Here is a 16799-nt window from a genome sequence, read left to right as displayed (position 1 = left end):
AGGTGGTTGCTGAATCTGGAAAATTCGGCGCTGAATGCTCCATTACCTTAATGTCCTTCCGGGTTTTCATGCTTGTGATCGCTTTGTTGCAGGTAGTCCTGAAATGTGTGGGGAGAATCAGATCGCCGTGAACTTTTCTCGGTGCGCGTCTTGCGGGAGAAGTGCTCCCGGCTCTCCGTATCGAAATAGAAGAGGTAACGATGAGTGGCACAAACAAAACTATTGCCGACAAGGCCAATGTCTACATTCAGGCGGCGGAATCGGTGAGTACTGCAACGCGTAACCAGGTGGTTGAGATAGCGTTTTGGAACATTCAATCTGATCGTCAACGATACTGCATGAATGACGTCGCGATTACATCTGCCGAACACTATCTTTTTGCCAGATATATCGTGGGCTTATATTTCCTCATGATTTGGCCATTGTGCGCTATCGCGTTTCCCGGTTACGACGTGATCAAATCTGTTCTCGGTAATTTTACTGCTGCATTTTTAAACAATTTAAGATATATCGATTTTGGTGCTGGTAGATAAATTTCCGGATGGAAATACAAATGCACATTTGCTTGCACTCAACCGCCCCTACCGAGAAACGATTTGCATCGAAAGCCACCTTCAGCTACCTTTCAGATTCCAGTATCAGAACGCCGGCGCGGTCAAAATTCGGAGTCCCTGCGTGCGTGGGAAAATGACCGTTGTAACTTCTCGATTCAATCTGCCGTTGCCCGCGGGTGAGCACGGAGTGACCGCTCAGGGTTGCGGATTCAACCGGTCAACGCGATCCGTTGCGTGTGCGCTTCCGATGGTCTTCAGAGTTCGGCCATAACCTGCCGATCGCCAACGGCAGCTTTCGGGAATGCGAAAGATGCCTCAGGACCACAGTGTGTAGTGTGGTCCTCAGTTCCCGTACTGCCGTACTCGTCGTGAACGCACCCGCGTTCTCGTTGATCTCAAGCTGCCCGTAGCCTCAGCGAGTGAGTGCCCGAGACATCTCAGCAATCGGCATTGCGCGGACCGAGTTCAGCAGGCGCATCTCACCCGCGTCCGGCGTCGCCATGTTCACGACCGCGTTGAATGTCTCATCCACGCGCGCACGGAACACGTCCAGCATCCCGTCGAGGAGGCGTTCGGCGCCCCTTCCCGGGAGCCCGAGTTCGTCCGCCAGCTTCAACATGTTCTGTCTTGAGACGTCAGCAAAATGCCTGGCGTCGCCCACCTGCATGGTCAATTCACAGTTCGGCCACTGGTCCGCGCGCTCCGGCTGATATGTTTTTGTGTGGTACACGGCCGTGCTGACGATGTCGTAGAACGGTGCCAGCCTGTAGCCGAGCGGCGTCACGAAAAACGAAAGATTCTTCAGGTGCGCGTCGCCGTTACCGACAAGCACGTTGAAGACAGCCCACCGGAAAATCTCCAGTCGGGTATTTGCCCGGGTACTGGTTCTGTCTATCGCCTCTCGCAGCCGCTGTGCGTTGGCGCCGTCGTATTTGTAGTCCTTCGAGACGTTCAGCAACTGCGCTGCATCAATGACGTGCAGTCGGCGCGCTGGCTGCGCCGTCGTATCCCGGTCAAATCGGTCGACGATGTAGCACGGTGTCGGCACACGTGCGAAGTGCGTCGCGGGTACGGGCAGTGCCACTGCCCGCGCAAGTCGCATACAGAAGAACTCGTTTATCGCAGAGTGGGGATAGCCTGCCGCACGTGAGTCCGGCTTGAGCAGTTGCATCGAGGGCTCACTGCCTTCGGGCTCAAAGAGCTCGCATTCGGGCGGCTCGCCACGCATCGTCACGAGGAGCTTGGGCTGTGCGCCTGCCGCCGACATGCGTTTGGGCGCGTCAGCGGTCAGAGGCCGTTGCGGCATCGCGAGAATCCGCGCCTCGAGATCGGCAAAAGACAGCGGCCGCAGTGCGCCAGGAGGCTCTTTTTCGTCGGGCGCGAGCAGCGTGAGCGCGCCGGCCGATTCCCGGCCGTAGTAACCGAGGAGGCCCCAGGCATCACTCGCATCGATTTTCGCCTCGCGTGCGAGCGCCTGGCGCATGCCCTCCTCGGGAAGCAGGTTATCGAAGAACCATTGCACAGGACGATTGCTTGAGCCGTCGATAAAGGGCTCCTGCCGCAGCGGGAACGCCGGCGACAGCGCAAAGGCGCTTCTGGAAGCGAGCCATTGTGGGTCGTACGTGAACGACCAGATGTCGTCGTTGTCTGCGACGACCCCCATGCGTTCGCCATTGGCCCACGCTACGAGCGCCCTATTCGGCATTCGGGCTCCTGCGCCTGCGGCGGGCCTGCTCCGCTGTCCTGGCCGAAATGGCGATCGATGTCTGCGCACGGAGCGTGATGCCCAGTTCGGAGAGCAGAACGAAAACCTTGCCTATCTGGGCTGTCGGCTTTCCAGACTCCACATGCGTAATGAATTTGGGCGACAGCCCCGTGACGTTGACCAGGTCATCACGCGTGAGCCCCTGCGCGATGCGGGCCGCGCGAACAATGTTGCCAAGCGCCGCAACGTCCGATATGGGGAAATCCGATTGATCCACAGTGGGCCCTTTTGCTCGTACCCGATCGGGTACATCATAGCAGAAAGGCGGCTGACGCCCCCGGGAAAAGTTCCGATCGGGTACGAAAGCCAAGTCAATCGGCGTGCTTCGATCTATTCGTATCCGATCGGGAACGAAACTCAGTCAAGATCACTGGCCAAGGGCGGCTGGTATCCATTTGGGTACCAAGCAAGTCCCCAGCGTCGATTTCAATCGGGGAAATAAAGGGCCCCTGAGCGCACCGATCGCGCCTTACGTGCAGCGGAGAATCCGCACAATGTCGCTATCGCTGCTGGTTTTCCGTGCATTCACTTCCCGGCGCGATACCAGCCCGCATAGAGAGAAGCGATGATTCGAAAATCGTCACGGGTTAACGAATCGACGCCACGTCCGTTCGCCACTTCAGACACGACTTTATTGAAATCATCATCGACCTTTAAAAACATGTCCAATACCCCGATGCTTTGCAGAACCGCCACCTTTGGTGCAGATTCAGCGATGAATTTCATGGGCAAGCCTGCGGGATGTGCTGCCACCACGAGCGGCCAGTACGTCTCAAGCAAGCACGCGAGATCCAGTTGTTGAGGTAAATCCATGGTCGTCCAGTTTTCTTAGTCATGCCCATACCAGGCGTCAACGAGCGGCCCAACCTCGACAGACGTCAGTTCGGCCCTCGCTTCAAGCCAATCGCGTACAACGGCTCGATGCGACTCCGTTGCCGATGCGAGATTGGCAAAGGGAACGACAAATCCATCAAGCTTGTCCCCGATCGCTCCACCATAGGTCAATTGCGCGTCCTCGATACAGTCAGCGATGAACGCATCGCAAACACGCTCGGCGTCGGCTTCGGAAACGCCCTCGCGCAGCACGGCGGACACGGCGAATCCCAGTTCCTGAAACTCCCCGAGATGGAGCTTCTTACGTTGGCGACGATTATGTTGTTTAGCCATGAATGTGTGGCTCCAAATTTCCAGTTTATCGGCCTGTGCCGTGATGACTTGATCAACTGCCTCCCTGCAACTTTCGAGGCCGCCACGTCGAGAGTTGCCGTGGACTCGCACTCAGCCACATACCCGGAACGCTCGATCAGGCAGTCCGCGAAATCCGCCTTGGCGCATGCCACGAAAACACGAAGCGCCTTTCCACTGTAACCCGCGTAGCGCCTCGCTTGCCCGGAAAAATGCCGGATGTGGCAGCCCCCACCGCGGCAGGCAACCGGAACGGCAGGAGGCAAGCCGGTGCGCCGCCCGTCCTGCTAACCGGGATCATGCGCCGAGAACTGGCGCTTACGTGGAACGACCGCCGTGCCGGGATCGCGTCGGATGGATTTTCGGCCATTGCGGTCGCTCAGATGTCGCACTTCGTCAGGCAGCTTCAGGTCGCTTTTCAGCCATCCACAACCGCGCACGAGCACGTCACACGGGCGTGCCTGTGCCGCGACTCCATGCACGCCATTCAGCTCGCTTTCAATCAGATTCAGGTTGGCCAGGTTCTCTCCCCTGCGGATCGATGGTGACTGGAGTCTGTGGATCCTGGTGCCGCCAGTCGGCCTAAGAGCGCGCACCTGCATGCCGCGGATCACCGTACGAACGCGATCCAGATCAGGCTGGTATATATCGCTTTGCTCGCCGCCGCGCTGCATCGCCCCCCGTTTCGTCACACGCTTGTCCTCGCGCGCGCGAATGGCCTGGATCCTTCATGACGCGCCCTTACTCACCACGCATGCCGCGTTGCCCTCGGCCGGCTCATCGGTTGGCCAATATATCGGCGCTAGTGCTGGCCGTTCTCATTGTCGCGCTGCTATCCGGCTGCGCGATGGTGCGCGTGAACTCGCTCGGCCCGCAGCAGTACTTTGCCATGCGCCGGGGCGATATTCTCTCGACCGGCCACTTGAGCGCGGCGACGCAGGCCACGCTGCGGGTTGCGGCACTGAACGAAGGTTCGTGCCAAAGCGCGCCGCAAGCGTGTATCGACACGATTGCAACCGTCCGCGGACTCAATACCGATCAGCGCCTCGCCAGCCTTGCCGAGTTATCGCTCCAGATGGCGCTTGCACAAACGCCGCCTGCGGGCACCCCCTGGAGCGACGCTCAATTCGATTCGTGGCTAAAGACAGCGCGCTACGCGTATGCGTTTTTATTCCTCGGTCAACGCACGGCAGGCGAACGGGCATTCAAGGATCGCCAGACGCAGATTCGCGACTACTACAACTATGCGGTCCAGGAACTTGCCGGCGCGCTGTTTCTGCGCAGCACGTCTGCAACGAACCATGGCAATCGCGATCCGGAAAATCAGTTCATCGCGGCGTGGACCGTTCATATTGACCTGAGAGAAGTCCGGCTGCCCGAGGGCGTACGCGAACTCAGCGAAGTCATTCCGGCTTCGAGGCTGTCGTTCGCGGGACTGCACAATACCTATCGCCGTGACGGCCTGGGCGCGGAACTGGTTGCGGTCACCCAGGCCGCCGCGCCCAACCCGGCCAGCAGCACACCAAACAGCGCGGCAAACAGCGAGCCAACCGCCGAAGGCAATCCTGATTCGAACGCGGGCGCCACGCTCTGGTTCGCACCGGGCTCGCGTCCGTTCAACGAAATGCCCTCGCCAAATGTCACGGCGCTGCTGTCGTTTGGCGGCGGCACGCTCGAACAGGTGCTCGCTTCGCACGACGTGGTCTTCTCCGCCTACGATCCGTATCGGGTGGAAGACGTCGAGCTGAATGGCCAGACCGTGCCGCTCGCGGCCAACTTCAGTGCAGGCTACGGCATCTGGCTTGCCCGCTCCGGCTTTGCCAGACAGTCCTTGCTTTCGATGCTCGGCCGCACGAGGGGCATCGATCGCCCACGCATTTACATGATGCAACCGTTCAATCCCGACCGGCGCATCGTGCTGATGCTGCATGGACTGGCCAGCAGTCCCGAGGCATGGGTCAACGTCGCCAACGATATTCAGGGTGACGAAATACTTCGCGATCATTTCCAGGTCTGGCAGGTCTACTACCCGACCAACGTGCCCATACTCGTGAACCTCGCGAGAATACGGCAGGCGGTGCAACTCACGCTCGCGCATTTCGACCCCGCAGGCGTGCTGCCCGCTTCGAACGGCATGGTGCTGATCGGCCACAGCATGGGCGGTGTGCTCGCGCGGCTGCTCGTTTCGTCTTCCGACGATGTTCTGTGGGTCACCATCCAGAACCAATACCTGCCCGAAGGGGTCGACCTCGTTCGCGAGGATGAACGGCTCAATCGTCTGCTCCGCTTTACGCCGATGCCACAGATCGAGCGCGCGATCTTTATCGCCACGCCACACCGCGGCACGCCGTTCGCGAGCAACAGGCTGTCTCGCTGGGTCGCGAATCTGGTGCGCTTGCCGCTTGCGCTGCTGAAGGAGATCGACGACATGCTGCAAAGCGCGACCAACGCGGATAGCACCCAGCGGGCAGGAAAGACCATCGCGATTCCCAACAGCATTGAGCAGTTGCGGGAAACCGATCCGATCATCCAGTCGATTTCACGGCTGCCGATCAGCCAGAGTGTGTGCTTTCACTCGATTATTGCGCGGCGCCGTGAGACGGGCCCGCTCGAAGATTCCGATGACGGAGTCGTCCCCTATCGCAGTGCGCATCTCGACGGCGCGCTCTCGGAAAAGGTGATCGTCTCGGGGCATAGCGTTCAGGAAACACCTGAGGCGATCTTTGAAATCCGGCGCATTCTGCACGACGATATCGAGGTCTTCGATAGCCACGGTGCATGTGCACGTCTTGGCGCCAATTGAATTGGCATGCCGGCTATCGCTTTCATGCCGGAAGCCCGCGCCGCCGCTATCGCGAAGGAACTCACTCCACCCGCGCGAATGCGGCACGCTGCGCGTACATGCTTCGAGGTTGTCGAGGGCGCGCCAATACTGGCGGATACCCACATGAATCCGGGTCGGTCTTACGGACTGCAATCTCGGTGCGCCCGCCAACTCAGGCAGGGGGCACGACATCGCCCGTTGTCAGGAGGAACAACGGCTCAACCCGCTCGCGGCAACGATACATCGCCTGTTGGATCCGGCCGACTGTCTGCCCACAGCTAATCGCTGCCCACAAAGGGTTCTTGAAGCGGGCGGTCACAAAATACCTGGTTTCAGTGATATGGCGACTCGTCTTCGCTTTGCATAATTCCTCTGAAGTTTGGGGGTGTGGGCATTCCCGTCTGGAGAGACGCATCGGTCAATGCCTGCTCGATAGCTGCCTGGTCCCATGTTCCTGTGCCCCGATTGATGCATTGGCAGGCACCCGGAGTCGCTTCGCCCGGTTGCGACTCCAGATAGCCAAGGCGGGGAAATCAGGGCAGACCTATCACACGCTAGCTCTAAATAAACGTTCTCGTTTTACTATAAAAATAGAGTGCAGATCATGAAATCTTATTCGCTTAAAGTGACGGTGCTGGCACTCGTCATATTTCTGGCGTCGTGCGGGGGAGACAACACGACATCGCCAACGCCTCAGCCGCAGGCGGCCACTACCGTGATGGTCTACATGGTCGGCTCCAACCTCGAGAGCAACTGGGAAAGCGGTACCGCGAACATCAACGAGATGCTGAAGGCGACGCTGCCAGCCAGTACCAATATCGTGATCGAAACCGGTGGCGCCAATGTCGTAGACGACAGTTCCCGACCGGTTCCGGACTGGGTCAATGTCAAACGCCACGTACTCGCCAACGGCAAGATTCAGCAGGTCGCCGATCTTGGCAAGGTCGATATGGGTGCGCCCTCAACCTTGTCGGATTTTATCGTATGGGCGAAACAGCACTATCCAGCGGGCAACTACAAGTTGCTGTTGTGGGACCACGGGGGCGGCTGGTCCGGTTTTGGCGGCGACGAGAATTTCCGGAGTGCGTCCGGGGCGGACTCGTCAATGACGTTGCCGGATTTGTCAAAAGCGATCTCGGACGGCACCCGGGCAGCGAATATTCACTTCGATCTGATCGGTTTTGACGCGTGCCTGATGGCGACTGTCGAAGTTGCGAGCGCGCTGAGCCCGTATTCCAGCTATCTGCTCGCATCACAGGAGCTGGAACCTGGGGCCGGCTGGAACTGGACTTCGGTCGTGGCCTCTGCGGCGCAGGATGCCCGCACGTTCGGCAAGTCGGTTGCCGATTCGTACATCGAAAAACAGGACGAGGACAGCGAATTCGGAACACTGTCGTTGATCGACCTGAGCAAGATGCCAGGCGTACAGACCGCCCTTGAGTCGTGGTCAGGATCCGTGTTGTCGAGGGTTGCCTCTTCGGATGACAGCTGGGTCAATGTCGTCTGGAAGCGGGCGACCTCGCTGGGATTCGGCGGAACAGGCAATGCCGCTGACAGCAGCCGCGACCTTGATCTGGTCGATCTGAAGCAGTTTTCACGAAGCATTGCCGATACCGCTCAGGGGTCTGTTGCGCTGGCTAACGCGATCAGCCAGGCTGTGGTGTATAACAACACCACGGCGGATTACAGCGGTTCATCCGGGCTGTCTGTCTATTTTCCGTCGCGATCTCTCGCGAGCCAATCGGGATCCGCTCAGTATCAGACCATCGGTTTTTCAGCTGGATACCGGGATTTCACGAGCAAATATATTGCCGCGATCGAAGCCAGGCCGCATATCAGCTACATCAACGCCGTTGTCACGCGAGGAGCGATCGCGGCCGATGTCCGCAGCGATGCGGGGATCGTCCTGGTCGACAACCTGCTTTTCTCGAATGTGGGAGCGGACGGCCAGGCGACGCTGGTAGGCAGTATGCCCATTTACCAGAATGCCAAAAATTTCAGGGCCTCAATCTCCTTGACTGCACCGTTGTCGGGTAACTGGCTCACGCTCAACGGCTATCCGGTGATTCTTGGCTATGTTGGTGCTGACGACGATGGCGACCAATACTGGGTGGTTCCAGTTGAGCTGAATGGGGAGCTGACTTATCTCATGTATCAAGAATATATCGGTCCGCAAGGTACACCAGTGTGGGTCGCGTTCGGCACGACGTCGTCGCTCGCTGATCGTGTGCCCCGAATCTTGCCGTTACCTGAACCGGGCGACAAGGTACGTGTCCTTGCCGCAGACTACGACATCAAGACAGCGAAGCTGACAGGTTTCCTCCCCGCTACGCCTGAATTCAGCATGGAGGATTTCGATCTCGCGTCGACGCCAGTGGCGGCGAATCTGAGTCAGGCATTGATGGCGACAGATTCGACCTGGAACGTCAACGTCACGGATATTTATCCGCGTACCCAGTGAGCCGACATGCGGGACATGCAACGCGGCGCATGCTTCGCCCCGTTGCATTATCGTGATCCCGTAAACGTGTGCGACGGTTATGTACACCAGCAAGCTCTGGCTGAAGCGTTGCGATGGAAGCCGGGTGGAAAGATATGTTGATGGATTGAAGGATTCGACTTTCATCCAAGGTGGATGATTACATTATTAAATAAGGATGCCTGATTTTATAATGAGTCGAATTTTATTGATTGGCGCAACTTCCTTTTCCTGAGTGTGACTGGAGCGGCAAGCGCGCAGTCGTACGGCGAACTAGAAAACATTCGGCAATCGAGCCCAAAAACCTTCGGCAGCGGAACCGGCGGGTCGCTTGCTCGCCAGGCCGCGGCCCCGGTGCGAATGACAGCGGCCGGGCATCTGTCTATTTTGACAAGCGCGGCTCAATGGCCCGCAAGAGGGATCCGGCAACCCACTGCAACCAACCGGGTTGATTGTGGTTCACGGAACAAATGAGCCGGGCTGCAATTTAGCTGGTGATCAACATGAACAAAAAAATCCTGAAGCGCGCCGGCGCCGCCGCGTCCTTGCTCGTGACTCTCGGCCTGTCCGCCTGCGGCGGATCGGACAACTCCCGTGATGCGGCGCTGGAGCCTTTCTACCAGCAGACCGTGGCCTGGAGCGACTGTAGTACCGGCACGTTCGCCAACGTCACGCCGGATCTTCGGCCGGTGTTGTCCGGCAGAACCCAGTGCGCCATGGTGAGGGTGCCACTCGACTACAGCGACGTCTCCAAAGGCAGCGTCAGCATCGGCGTTCTGAAGGTGGCGGCGGGCACGCAGGAAAACCGGCTGGGTGCGCTGTGGACCAATCCGGGCGGACCGGGCGTAAGCGGGCTGCACATGCCGTTGGCCCTGAGTCGCCTGTGGCTCCTGGCCAACCCGGCCAATCCGGTCGGCGCGAAGCTTCTGCGCTTGTCTGATTCCTACGACCTGATCGGCTTCGATCCACGCGGAGTGGGCGTCAGCACTACGCTCACCTGTAGCTCGACGACGTCGCTGCCGGCGGTCAACGACACTGACCGTTCCGCAGAGGGCATCAACTCGCAGATCGCCTACGACCGCGCGGTGGCCGCCGCCTGCGGCGGCAATCCGCTGACCCCGACGATCAATACCGAATACACGGCGCGGGACATGGATGTCATTCGCGCCGCGCTGGGGTACGACAAGCTCAATTATTACGGGGCCTCGTATGGGACGCGGTTGGGTGCCTATTATGCCGACCTGTTCGCCGATCGCACTGGCCATATGATCCTCGATAGCCTGATGGATATCGGCCTGCCGCTGCCGGATGCTTTTCTCGGTCAGGCTCCGTCCATGCAGTATCTACTGGACGACATCATCGCACCCTATGCCGCCGCCCATGACAGCTATTTCGGTCTGGGTTCGGACGTGGACGGCATCCGGCAGATCGCCCGTAGCGGTCCGGCCTGGCTGACGAGTTGGCTTGCCGGGGGCTTGTACGACTTGTTGGGCAACCAGGATGATGTCAACGGCGTCATCGTTCATCTGGTGGTGAGCAAGGCGGTCGGTGCCATCTTGCAGGGGAACCCCGCGATCTCCCCGGATGATCTTTATGCTGCCCTTGACACGATGCAATTCCTGCCCGCTGCGGCGGCGGATCAGGAAGTCGCCGCGCATCAGGTCGCAATTAACGCGGCTACGTACTACCGCGATTTCCTTGCCGGTCAGACACAAGCCATCGCGCTAGACGCCAGCCAGGCCACGAGCAGGTCGGTCATCTGCAACGATGCCGCGCCGCTGCATCGGGACCAGCCATATTGGACGAGTCTTGGCAACGCGCTGGCACAGTCCTCGCTGTTTGGAGGGGGAGTCGTCGGCAGCGTCCAGCATTGTCTGTACTGGTCGTTCGCCCCCCGGAATCCGCCGACCTTCGCGCGCGCGGCGGCGCTGCCCTTATTGCTGCTGCAACCCGAGTTCGACGCCAAGACGCCTTTGGCCGGTGCGCGCGAAACAGCGGCCATCCTGAAGCATTCGAAGTTCGTATTGCAGGAAACCAGCTATACCCACGGCGCGCTGTTCACCAACGATGCGTGCATGGACGACTATGTGGCGAACTATCTGCTGCAAGGCAGCTTGCCGTCTGGCGACGCGGTCTGCGCGGGCGCGGGTTTGCCTGAGCCGGGCACCGCCTCCGCAATACAGGCCAATATCGCCGCCAGGCGGCTGACGCAGCCGGCCGATCTCTTTACCGATCCGGCCCAGGCGCAGGATTTGCAGCGCCAGCTGCGCGACATGATCAGGTAGGGGTTCGCCGCCGGAAGGCCGGGTATTGCGGCCGTACCGCCAGTGCCACACTACCCCGCGCCAACTTCAACTTGCCAATACCGTCCTGAGGCTGACCCGGCATTCCGGATCAGCCTCACCCCATGCCTAAAAGCTGTGACGCATACCCACGCGCACGACGACCTGATTGGGCGTAGTCGAAGCCGTGATGTTATTGTTCGCCGCCATCGCCTCCGTGCCCACCGAATTCGTGCCGCTCGCGTGCTGCCACACGCCGCTCACGTATAGCAGCGTGCGTTTCGACAGCAGATACGTCGATCCGAGATTGAGCTGACCGTAATGCGCGTCGTTAGCCCATGTGTAGCTGTAGGCCGCACCGAGGAGGAAAGCCGGCGTCACGTTGAACGTGTAGTTGCCCTCGAGCGTATTGAAATGCGCATTGCCACCGAGCGGCGTTGTCGACGTGACAACGGCATCGTGGAACTGCACATTCGTGTAGAGCAAGCCCAGGTTCGACGCGCCAAGTTGATACTTCGCACCGCCTCCCGCGATCTGCAACGAAGACGCGCTCGCATAGCCGCGATAGATCGGCGTGGTGAGCGGATTCGTCCACGATGCGCCTTCCACGGGCGTAGCGGTCGCGCTCCAGACGGCCGTGGCGGGATTGTTGACCTTGAGGTAGGCGGCGGCCAGGGCGAGCGGCCCGTTCGCATACGTAAGCGAGAAGTTGACCGTCTGGTTGCGTCCCATCGACCCGGCAACATTGCCGAACGCGTAAGCCGCACCGAACTGCAATCCGGAGAGCGTGGGCGAGAGATACTTCACTGCGTTATTGAGGTTGAAGTCGCCCCACACGTTGTCCACGTCGCCCGCATGTGCGCCGAGGCCGCCCGCGAACTTGCCCGCCGCCGAAAGCGGCACAAGGCTTTCGAACAGCAGGTCGTACTGGCGACCGAGGCGAATCTGCCCATAGCGGTCGCTGCCGAGCCCCACATACGCCGAGCGCCCGAATAGCGCGCCGTTGTTGCCAAGCGCACCGTTGCCCGGATTGAAGCCGTTTTCGAGCTTGAAGAACGCACGCAGGCCCGCACCCAGATCTTCAGTGCCCGTCAGGCCCCACTTGCTGCTTCCAAGCCCGCCTTGCGACATCGCATACGAGGCGTGACCGCCCTGGTTGTTCGTGTATTGCAGCCCTTCATCGACGACCCCGTAGAGCGTCACCGAACTTTGCGCGTGCGTGGCGCCCGCCGCCACGCCGCACACGACCATCATCATGACCTTTTTCATCGAATTTCCCCAAGCCCTGAATTGTTGCGACATTTCCCGGAGTGGCTTCGTCATGCGAAGCACATTGACCGCGTGGCCTCCGCTTTATTTTTTCTGTGACGCACGCTTCGTCAGAGCGTCACGCGCATGCGCTCCACCTGCGCCGCGCCCGCGCCGCGATACGCCGTCACCTCGATCTCGACGAGATACTCCGGACCCGCCAGTGGCGTCGCCGTGATCGTGCTCGCAGGGTCGACGCCGCGAAACGCCTCGGCGATCACGTGCATCACGGCGTCCTTGTCTTCGAGACGCGGAATAAACACGTGCGACCGCACCACATCGGCGAAACCCGCCCCCACGGCCTTGAGCGCGCCTTCCACGTTGGCGAGGCACTGGCGGGTCTGCTCCGCGGCATCGTTCGAGATTTCGCGCGTCTGATAGTTACGTCCCGCCGTATTGGCGACAAGAATCCAGTTGTCCACGACCACGGCGCGCGAATAGCTGTATTTGTCTTCGAACACGCTGCCGGATTTGAGTTTTTCGACTTGCGGAGTTGCCATTTGAATCTGCCTCTTGAAGTGGGTGGCGCCAAAGAAACGCCATAATCAAATCAGTTGATTTGGCATACTAAATATTGACCAAATCATTTGAATCGGGGTAAGACGATGCGTCGTGCGACGTCGAACGCCGCACGACCCAACAGAACACACTTACACGCTGTAGCGATACACTCGCTGCGCCGTTTCCGGCGAGATGCGACCTTGTGCGAGGTCCGCTTGCACCTGGTCATGCGGTCGCTTCACGGGATCGCCGTACCCGCCGGCACCGGGCGTCACGATATCGAGCGTTTGCCCGCGCTTGAGCGCGACCGAGCCTTTGAGCGATGCACCCGGTTCGCCGAAATCGAAGCGGCCTCGCCCGCCCTCTTCGCCGCCATGCAGCCCCCACGGCGACGACATGAGGCGCGAACCTTCGAGATACACCACGCAATCGCGGTCGATGCGATAGACGCGCCGCAGTCCCATGCCACCGCGGAATTCGCCGGCGCCACCCGAGTCCCCCACAAGCTCGTAGCGCAGCAGCGTGAGCGGATATTCGAGTTCGAGCGCTTCGACCGGAAGGTTCGAGGTGTTCGTCATCGAAACGTGCACACCGCTCAGGCCATCGGCATGTGGGCGCGCGCCGCTACCGCCGCCAATCGTCTCCAGATACACCCAGAGGCTGCCGTCGTCACGCGTGCCCGTGAAGCTCGCGACCGTGCAGGCGCCGTTGCCCGCTGCCGGCACGCGCTCGGGCACGGCTTGCGCGAGCGCGCCGTTGATCACGTCCACCACGCGCTGACACGCGCCGATGCGTCCGTCCACCGCCGCCGGGTGCGTGCAGTTGAGCAGCGTGCCCTTCTGCGCCGCCACCGTAATCGGGCGCGCAAGACCGGCGTTCGGCAAGATGCTCGGATCGACGATCGATTTGACTGCGTAGTAGACCGTCGCGAGCAGGCCCGTGTAAGTGACGTTCATGCCGGCACGCACCTGCGCGGGCGACTCGAAGTGCAGGCGCATCTCGTCGCCCCTCACTTCGATTTCCACGCCCAGCGTCATCTCGCCGTCGAACTGCACGCCGTCGTAACGATCGGTGAAGCGATAGCGTCCATCAGGAATACGCGCGATGCCCGCACGCATCTTGCGCTCTGCATAGTCCTGTAACGCGTCGCCGGTTGCGACCACCTGCTGCGCACCGTACTTGCGGTAGAGCGCTTCCATGCGCTCCACGCACAGCCGGTTCGCCGAACATTGCGCGCGCAAATCGGAAATACGCTCGTGCGGCACCTGGCAGTTCAGCAGGATCAACTCCTGCACGTCCTTTTGCAGCACGCCTTCGCGGTAGAGGCGAATCGGCGGAATGCGCAGCCCTTCCTGATAGATATGCGCGTGGCCGCGGTCGGCGAAGTCGGCGTGGTGCGCCGTGTTGACGGCCCAGCTCACGATCTTGCCGTCGAAGAAAATCGGCTCGGCGATCACGATGTCGGGCAAGTGCGTCGCGCCACCTTCATACGCGTCGTTGGCGATGAAGATGTCGCCGGGGCGAATGTCCTCCACGGCGTTGCGCTTGAGAATGTGCGGAATCACGCCGATGAAGCTGCCGAGGTGCATCGGAATGTGCTCGGCCTGGCACAGCGCCTGGCCGTTCCGGTCGAAGATGGCCGTCGAGCAGTCGCGGCGCTCCTTGATGTTGGTCGAGTAGCTGGCGCGCACAAGCGCTTCGCCCATTTCCTCGACAATCGACGTCAACGCGCTGCCGATGACTTCCACGGTGATGGGGTCGACGGTGATCTGCATCACACGAACTCCAGAATGAGGTTGAGGTAAGGGTCCACGCTGGCCTTCATGCCAGGCAGCACGACCGTCGTCGTGTCCATCTGCTCGACGATGGCCGGGCCATCGATCACGTTCCCCGCGCGCAGCAGCGAGCGCTCGTACACGGGCGTTTCCACGAAACCGCCCGCCTCGGGCAGCCACACTTCGCGCGCGCCGCCGCGAGCGGCGGACGCGTCGGGCCCCATGTCGGGTTGCGGCTGGAATTCGTTCTTCGCGACGCGGCCGAGGGCTTCGACGCGCATCGCCACGATCTGCACGGCCTCGCCTTCGGCGACGAAGCCGTAACGCTGACGATGCGCCTGCTCGAACGCCGCGCGCAGCGCGTCGAGGGTGTCCGCAGTGATATCGCCCTCGGGCAGTTGCACCGATAATTCGTAGTTCTGACCAACATAACGCAGGTCGATCGTGCGCGTGAGCTGGCGCGCGGGCGCGGCAATGTTCTCGCCGTCGAACCACCGTTTCGCCTTCGCCTGCAATTCACCGTAGCCGTCGCGCAACGCGCCGAGCGCGTCTTCAGCGAGGGGCAGCAGTCGCGTGAGGGCGAAATCCGAACGCAGGTCGGTGAGCAGCAAGCCGAGCGCGCAGAGCGTGCCAGGCGTGCGCGGCACGATCACGTGCGACATGTCCAGTTCCTTCGCGAGCCGCGCCGCGTGAAGTGGACCCGCGCCGCCGAACGCCATCAACGCATAGTCGCGCGGGTCGTGGCCGCGCTGCACGCTGATCACGCGAATCGCTTTCGCCATGTTCGCCGTCAGCACGGAAATGATGCCCTGCGCCGTGTCCATCGCCTCCATGCCGAGGCGTTCGGCGATCTTGCCGATCGCCTCGCACGCGAGATCGCGATGCACCTTCATGCGCCCGCCCAGAATCTCCTTCGGGTTAAGCGTTTGCAACACGATGTTGGCGTCGGTCACGGTCGGCTCGGTGTTGCCGCGGCCATAGCAGACCGGACCCGGATCGGCGCCCGCGCTGCGCGGGCCGACCTTGAGCAGGCCGCCGCTGTCGATGCCCGCGATCGAGCCGCCGCCCGCGCCCACCGTGTGGATGTCGAACATCGGCGCCTTGATCGGATAGCCATGCACCTCCGCCGAACTCGTGAGCTTGCAAATGCCGTCCTGCAACAGCGCGACGTCGCTGCTCGTGCCGCCCACGTCGAAGGTGATGACGTTGGGAAAACCCGCCTGCCTGCCGATGGCCTGCGCGGCGACCACGCCCGTGCTCGGGCCCGAGAGCAGCGTGCGCACGGGCAGCGTCGCCGCGGCGTCGAAGCCGATCACGCCGCCGTTCGACTGCGTGAGACACGGCGCGACGCGCAGACCGATCTCGACGAGCCGGTGCTTGAGCCGCTCGACATAGCGATACATGACCGGGCCGAGAAAGCCGTTTACCACCGTCGTCGACAAGCGCTCGAATTCGCGGAACTCAGGCGCGACGTCGCTCGACGTGCTGAGGAACACGCCCGGCAGCAGTTCGGCAAGCAGTGCGCGCGTGCGCGCCTCGTGCTCCGCGTTGAGGAAGCTGTACAGATAGCAGATGGCGACGGCGCCCACGCCCGCGTCCTTCAGGCGCTGTGCCGCGGCGCGCACGTCGTCCTCGCGCAGCGCAACTTCCACGCGGCCCGTGCTGTCGAGCCGCTCGACCACTTCGAGCCGCAGGTCGCGCGAAACGAGCACGTCGGGCTTTTCGGCATTCATGTCGTAAAGGCTCGGTCGCTTCTGGCGCCCGATTTCGAGCAGGTCGCGAAAGCCGTCCGTGACCACGAGACCCGTCTTCACGCCCTTCAGTTCGATGAGCGCATTGGTCGCGACCGTCGTGCCGTGCCCGAGGAACGACACCTCGCCCGCCCGTGCACCCACGCGCTCGAGCCCCTGCTGCACGGCTTCGATGATGCCGCGCGAAGGATCGTCCGGAGTGGACGGCACCTTCCAGATTTCCAGCTGCCCAGTTTCGTCGTTGAAGAGGCAGATATCGGTGAAAGTGCCTCCCGAGTCCACACCTATGCGCCAGCTCATGGTCAGTCCTTGCTCCAAAGTTGAATTACCGTCGACGAATCGACACGTGCCTGATGGTTCGCGCGAGGGCACTCG

The 16799-nt window shown here is 61.0% G+C and carries 13 protein-coding genes; 4 read left to right on the top strand and 9 right to left on the bottom strand.

Translation table 11 applies throughout. The features are described from left to right. Positions 1-200 precede the first annotated feature (200 nt). Positions 201-533 carry a hypothetical protein gene (locus C7402_RS46400; RefSeq protein ID WP_133254555.1) on the top strand — a complete coding sequence of 111 codons (333 nt, stop codon included), beginning with the start codon at positions 201-203 and terminating at the stop codon, positions 531-533. A gap of 433 nt (positions 534-966) precedes the next feature. Here C7402_RS46400 and C7402_RS25480 read toward each other — a convergent pair whose 3' ends face one another. From C7402_RS25480 to C7402_RS46395, 5 genes are all read right to left on the bottom strand, one after another. Then, positions 967-2259: a HipA domain-containing protein gene (locus C7402_RS25480; RefSeq protein ID WP_116612630.1), complete on the bottom strand. Its 1293-nt coding sequence runs from the start codon at positions 2257-2259 to the stop codon at positions 967-969. Then, positions 2249-2536 (bottom strand): helix-turn-helix domain-containing protein, encoded by a 288-nt coding sequence (locus tag C7402_RS25475; protein ID WP_116612629.1) that lies wholly within the window; start codon positions 2534-2536, stop codon positions 2249-2251. Before C7402_RS25475 ends, C7402_RS25480 begins: the two co-directional genes overlap by 11 nt. A 308-nt stretch (positions 2537-2844) precedes the next feature. Next, positions 2845-3132: a hypothetical protein gene (locus tag C7402_RS25470; protein WP_116612628.1), complete on the bottom strand. Its 288-nt coding sequence runs from the start codon at positions 3130-3132 to the stop codon at positions 2845-2847. A 15-nt stretch (positions 3133-3147) separates the two neighbouring features. Continuing rightward, complete coding sequence (locus C7402_RS25465; RefSeq protein WP_116612627.1) at positions 3148-3486, bottom strand: YggL 50S ribosome-binding family protein; 339 nt, start codon at positions 3484-3486, stop codon at positions 3148-3150. A 305-nt stretch (positions 3487-3791) separates the two neighbouring features. Beyond that, on the bottom strand, positions 3792-4196 hold the full coding sequence (locus C7402_RS46395) for a hypothetical protein (protein WP_133254554.1): 405 nt from the start codon (positions 4194-4196) through the stop codon (positions 3792-3794). 113 nt (positions 4197-4309) lie between these two features. Between C7402_RS46395 and C7402_RS25450 the strand changes: the two genes are divergently transcribed. The 3 genes from C7402_RS25450 (at position 4310) to C7402_RS25435 (ending at position 11092) form a co-directional block, all read left to right on the top strand. Further along, complete coding sequence (locus C7402_RS25450; protein WP_308012610.1) at positions 4310-6307, top strand: esterase/lipase family protein; 1998 nt, start codon at positions 4310-4312, stop codon at positions 6305-6307. Positions 6308-6932: 625 nt separating this feature from the next. Further along, on the top strand, positions 6933-8789 hold the full coding sequence (locus C7402_RS25440) for a clostripain-related cysteine peptidase (RefSeq protein ID WP_116612624.1): 1857 nt from the start codon (positions 6933-6935) through the stop codon (positions 8787-8789). 521 nt (positions 8790-9310) lie between these two features. Further along, positions 9311-11092: an alpha/beta fold hydrolase gene (locus C7402_RS25435; RefSeq protein WP_116612623.1), complete on the top strand. Its 1782-nt coding sequence runs from the start codon at positions 9311-9313 to the stop codon at positions 11090-11092. Between the two features lie 126 nt (positions 11093-11218). Here C7402_RS25435 and C7402_RS25430 read toward each other — a convergent pair whose 3' ends face one another. The 4 genes from C7402_RS25430 to C7402_RS25415 form a co-directional block, all read right to left on the bottom strand. Further along, a complete protein-coding gene (locus tag C7402_RS25430) occupies positions 11219-12358 on the bottom strand; it encodes a porin (RefSeq protein ID WP_116612622.1) in 1140 nt (379 codons plus the stop codon). Between the two features lie 110 nt (positions 12359-12468). Beyond that, a complete protein-coding gene (locus tag C7402_RS25425; protein WP_116612621.1) occupies positions 12469-12897 on the bottom strand; it encodes a RidA family protein in 429 nt (142 codons plus the stop codon). 150 nt (positions 12898-13047) lie between these two features. After that, on the bottom strand, positions 13048-14673 hold the full coding sequence (locus tag C7402_RS25420) for a hydantoinase B/oxoprolinase family protein (protein WP_116612620.1): 1626 nt from the start codon (positions 14671-14673) through the stop codon (positions 13048-13050). Then, positions 14673-16724 carry a hydantoinase/oxoprolinase family protein gene (locus C7402_RS25415; protein WP_116612619.1) on the bottom strand — a complete coding sequence of 684 codons (2052 nt, stop codon included), beginning with the start codon at positions 16722-16724 and terminating at the stop codon, positions 14673-14675. The genes C7402_RS25420 and C7402_RS25415 overlap by 1 nt, the downstream gene beginning before the upstream one ends. Positions 16725-16799 lie beyond the last annotated feature (75 nt).

It is taken from the genome of Paraburkholderia unamae (assembly GCF_003096875.1).
Lineage (GTDB): Bacteria > Pseudomonadota > Gammaproteobacteria > Burkholderiales > Burkholderiaceae > Paraburkholderia > Paraburkholderia unamae.
Note: the sequence above shows the minus strand (reverse complement) of the source record. Positions and strands in the feature narration are given on the sequence as shown.